The 4,605-nt window shown below is 72.6% G+C and carries 5 protein-coding genes; 4 read left to right on the plus strand and 1 reads right to left on the minus strand.

The genetic code is table 11. The annotated features are described in order from the left end of the window. The first annotated feature begins 160 nt into the window (after window positions 1-160). Both BZY54_RS36260 and BZY54_RS36265 read left to right on the plus strand, forming a co-directional pair. Entirely contained in the window at window positions 161-631 is a 471-nt protein-coding gene (locus BZY54_RS36260; RefSeq protein WP_086729565.1) for a GNAT family N-acetyltransferase, read from the plus strand. Between the two features lie 18 nt (window positions 632-649). Beyond that, a complete protein-coding gene (locus BZY54_RS36265) occupies window positions 650-1,468 on the plus strand; it encodes a serine hydrolase domain-containing protein (RefSeq protein WP_086729566.1) in 819 nt (272 codons plus the stop codon). 36 nt (window positions 1,469-1,504) lie between these two features. Here BZY54_RS36265 and BZY54_RS36270 read toward each other — a convergent pair whose 3' ends face one another. Beyond that, the gene (locus BZY54_RS36270; protein WP_086729567.1) at window positions 1,505-2,212 is read right to left on the minus strand and encodes a pirin family protein; all 708 of its coding nucleotides are present in this window, start codon (window positions 2,210-2,212) and stop codon (window positions 1,505-1,507) included. A 95-nt stretch (window positions 2,213-2,307) separates the two neighbouring features. Between BZY54_RS36270 and fasR the strand changes: the two genes are divergently transcribed. After that, on the plus strand, window positions 2,308-3,513 hold the full coding sequence (gene fasR / locus BZY54_RS36275; RefSeq protein ID WP_086729568.1) for a fatty acid biosynthesis transcriptional regulator FasR: 1,206 nt from the start codon (window positions 2,308-2,310) through the stop codon (window positions 3,511-3,513). Between the two features lie 89 nt (window positions 3,514-3,602). Next, the gene (locus BZY54_RS36280; RefSeq protein ID WP_086729569.1) at window positions 3,603-4,520 is read left to right on the plus strand and encodes an ACP S-malonyltransferase; all 918 of its coding nucleotides are present in this window, start codon (window positions 3,603-3,605) and stop codon (window positions 4,518-4,520) included. Window positions 4,521-4,605: the final 85 nt, after the last annotated feature.

Genomic DNA, 4,605 nt, shown 5'->3' on the forward strand with positions numbered 1-4,605 from the left:
CCTCGGTGTCCTCGGTGTCCCCGGCGTCCAGGACCGTGGTCTGCATCACCGTCATGGCCTCCACGCTATGACGTTGGAGTGCGCTCGAAGCAAGCCGGGCCCGGTACGGCGGCGAAAAACGACAGGACGCTTCGCGGGCTCGGTCGCTAGCGTGCGGGTCATGAGTCTCGTACGACGTGCCGAGCCCTCGGACGCCGAGGAAGTGCTCCGGCTGCGCCAGGTGATGATCGACTCGGTGTTCGAGGCCGACACCTCCACCGACTGGCACGCGGAGTCCCTGCCCACCCTGCGTGCGAGGCTGGCCGAGCCGGACGGAACCTTCGCGGCGTTCGTGGTGGACCACCCGGAGCGGCCGGGTGCGCTGGCCGCGCTGGTGGCCGGCACGATCGACTACCGGATCGGGCGGGCGCGCAACCCGATCGGCGCGGTCGGCTACGTCTTCAGCGTGGCCACCGACCCGGGCGCCCGCAGGCGCGGGTACGCCCGCGCCTGCATGGACACGCTCCTGGAGTGGTTCCGCGAGCGCGGTGCCGACCGGGTGCAGCTCACCACGTCTGCCGATGGCGCGCCCCTCTACACCTCCCTCGGTTTCCGGCCCAAGCCCGACCCGTTGCTGGAGCTGTGGCTCTGAGCGCTTAGGCTCGACCTCATGTCGTTGAACAGCCTGGCGTCGATCGAGAACTGGCCGGTTCCCACCGCCGCGGCGGGCGTGGTCCGCGCGGACGGCACGGTCGCGGGCACCCACGGCCCGGCCGGCCGGCGTTTCCCCCTCGCCTCGGTCACCAAGCCGCTGGCGGCCTACGCGGTGCTCGTCGCGTACGAGGAGGGCGCGATCGAACTGGACGAGCCGGCCGGCCCGCCCGGCGCGACCGTCCGCCACCTGCTCGCCCACACCTCCGGCCTGGCCTTCGACGAACACCGGGTGACGGCCCCGCCCGGGGAGCGGCGGCTGTACTCCAACGCCGGTTTCGAGCAGCTGGGCGACCACGTCTCCAAGGCGACGGACATCCCCTTCGCCGAGTACCTGCACCAGGCGGTCCTGGAACCGCTGGGCATGACCCGGACGACCCTGGAGGGCTCCCCGGCGAAGGACGGCGTCTCGACGGTCGAGGACCTGCTCCGCTTCGCCGCGGAGCTCCAGGCGCCGCGTCTGCTGGACCCGCGCACGGTCGCCGAGGCGATGACGGTCCAGTACCCGGGCACCAAGGGCGTCCTGCCGGGCTACGGCCACCAGAACCCCAACGACTGGGGCCTCGGCTTCGAGATCCGCGACTCCAAGTCACCCCACTGGACGGGGGCTTCGTCCTCCCCGCGCACCTTCGGCCACTTCGGCCAGTCCGGCACGTTCGTGTGGGTCGACCCCGACGCGGGCGCGGCCTGCGTGGCGTTGACGGACCGCGCCTTCGGCCCGTGGGCGACCGAGGCGTGGCCGGCGTTCACGGACGGGGTGCTGGCCGAACTGCGCTGAGGCACCGCCGGCACACGCACTCGAACATGGTCCGGCTCACTCCTGGGTGGTGACGGACGGTCGGCCAGCGTCTCCCCGCCCGGTCCCGCCCATCTCCCACAGCAGCAGCTCCGCGTCCGTCACGCCGACCGCCTCCAGGTCCTCGGCCGCGCCCGTGATCCGGGCCGCGTCCCCGGGCCCCAACCGCTCCCCATCCAGCCGGACTTCACCGCGTACGACATGGACGTAGACGTATGCCGCCTCCGGGACCGCCGTGCGCTGTCCCGCCGCGAGGCGCCGTACGTGGAGCATGGCGCAGGCCTCCGGGAGGGCGTACGGGGTGGAGTCGGCGATGCCGTGGACGATCTCGTAGAACGGGTCGCCGCCCGGCTCCAGCGGGGACAGCCACATCTGGACGAAGGTCAGGGGAGCCTCGGCGTCGTTGCGCTCGACGTGCCGGACGCCCGCCGCCGAGCTGAGGCGCTGGACGTCGCCGGGGCGGATCACCGCCTCGTGGCCCGTCGAGTCGCGGTGGGTCAGCTCGCCCTCGACGACCCAGGTGACGATCTCGGTGTGGCTGTGCGGGTGCTCGTCGAAGCCGGCGCCGGGGGCCAGGTGCTCCTCGTTGCAGGCGATCAGGGCACCGAAGCGGAGGTTGTCGGGGTCGTAGTGCGGGCCGAAGGAGAAGGCGTGCCGGGTGGTGATCCCGGCGGCCGGGTCGCCGCCCTGGTAGCGCTCTGCCGCGCGCCGTACGTCCGTCGTCACGGAGACCACCGTAGACCCCGGCCGGCGGGCCGCCGAGGGGCCCACCCGAGACCCGGCGGCACGCACTGGAGTCCGGATAAGGCAGTCTTGTCCCCGTGCCCGAACCCGAATCCCGTCACGCCGACGCCGCAGCGCACCCCGCCCATCCGCACGCCGCGACCCTGAAGCGGCTGGAGAAGTCCTCCGGTTCCCTGGCCGCCCAGGCGATCGCACGGATGGACGAGACGCTGCCGTGGTACCGGGCCATGCCCCCTGAGAACCGCTCCTGGATCGGGCTGGTGGCCCAGGCCGGCATCGCGGCCTTCACCGAGTGGTTCCGGCACCCGGACGCCCCGCAGGCCATCTCCACCGACGTGTTCGGGACCGCTCCCCGCGAGCTGACGCGGGCGATCACGCTGCGCCAGACCGTGGAGATGGTGCGGACCACGATCGAGGTCATGGAGTGCGCCATCGACGAGGTGGCGGCGCCGGGCGACGAGTCCGTGCTGCGCGAGGCGCTGCTCGTCTACGCCCGGGAGATCGCCTTCGCCACCGCCCAGGTCTACGCCCAGGCCGCCGAGGCACGCGGTGCCTGGGACGCCCGGCTGGAGTCGCTCGTCGTCAACGCCGTGCTCAGCGGGGAGGCCGACGAGGGCGCCGTGTCGCGGGCCGCCGCCCTCGGGTGGAACTCCCCCGAGCACGTGTGCGTGGTGCTCGGAACCGCGCCGGACGGTGATTCCGAGCTGACCGTGGAGGCCATCCGGCGGGCCGCCCGGCACGCCAAGCTCCAGGTGCTCACCGGGGTCCTCGGGGACCGGCTGGTCGTGATCGCGGGCGGCAGCGACAACCCGCTGGCCGTGGCCAAGTCGCTGATCGGGCCGTTCGCGGCCGGGCCGGTCGTGGCCGGCCCCGTCGTGCCCGATCTGCTCGCCGCGACCCGGTCCGCGCAGGCCGCCGCGGCCGGGCTGAAGGCGTGCTTCGCCTGGCAGGACGCGCCACGTCCGGTGCTCGCGGACGATCTGCTGCCGGAGCGTGCCATCGCCGGTGATCCGAGTGCCCGGGAGCAGTTGGTAGAGGAGATCTACAGACCGCTGGAGGAGGCCGGGTCCGCGCTCCTGGAGACCCTGAGTGTCTATCTGGAGCAGGCGAGCAGCCTGGAGGGCGCCGCCCGGATGCTCTTCGTTCACCCGAACACCGTCCGCTACCGGCTCCGACGTGTGACTGACGTCACCGGCTGGTCGCCTTCCGATGTACGATCCGCGTTCACGCTGAGGATCGCACTGATCCTCGGGCGTCTGGCCGATGGAGATCCCCAGGCCTAGGCTTTTGTCGGGGCCCCACAAAACCCCTTCGTGTTCTTCGTCCCTGTCCCCACGGGCGGCTTCGGCCGTCCCCAAGAGAGAGTGTGAGAGTGCTCGTACTCGTCGCTCCCGGCCAGGGCGCCCAGACGCCCGGCTTCCTGACCCCTTGGCTCGAACTGCCCGGGGCCGCAGACCGCGTCACCACCTGGTCGGACGCCATCGGACTGGACCTCGTCCACTACGGGACGCAGGCCGACGCGGACGCGATCCGCGACACCGCGGTGGCCCAGCCGCTGCTCGTCGCCGCCGGCCTGCTGTCGGCCGCGGCACTCGGTGACGTGGCACCGGATGCCGTCGCCGGGCACAGCGTCGGTGAGATCACCGCCGCCGCTTTCGCGGGCGTCCTGAACGACATCGCCGCGCTGACGCTGGTACGCAAGCGGGGTCTGGCCATGGCCGAGGCCGCCGCGGTCACCGAGACGGGCATGTCGGCGCTGCTCGGCGGCGACCCGGAGGTGTCCGTCGCGCACCTGGAGAAGCTGGGGCTCACCCCGGCCAACGTCAACGGCGCGGGCCAGATCGTGGCCGCCGGCACCGTGGCGCAGCTCGCCGCGCTGAACGAGGACAAGCCCGAGGGCGTGCGCAAGGTCGTGCCCCTGAAGGTGGCCGGCGCCTTCCACACCCACCACATGGCCCCCGCGGTCGAGAAGCTGGCCGAGGCGGCGAAGGCGCTGGAGCCCGCCGACCCGAAGGTCACCTACGTGTCCAACAAGGACGGCCGGGCCGTGCCGGGCGGCACCGAGGTCGTCGAGCGGCTGGTCGGTCAGGTCGCCAACCCGGTCCGCTGGGACCTGTGCATGGAGACCTTCAAGGAGCTCGGTGCCACCGCCCTGATCGAGGTGTGCCCGGGCGGCACGCTCACCGGTCTGGCCAAGCGGGCGCTGCCGGGCGTGAAGACGCTCGCACTGAAGACCCCCGACGACCTCGACGCGGCCCGCGAGCTCATCGCCGAGCACGCGAACGCCTGACGCCCAAAGGAGCCGACCGAACATGCCGATGTCGAAGATCAAGCCCAGCAAGGGCGCCCCGTACGCGCGCATCCTGGGCGTGGGC

The sequence above is a fragment of the Streptomyces carpinensis genome, assembly GCF_002154505.1.
GTDB classification, from domain to species: Bacteria; Actinomycetota; Actinomycetes; order Streptomycetales; family Streptomycetaceae; genus Streptomyces; species Streptomyces carpinensis.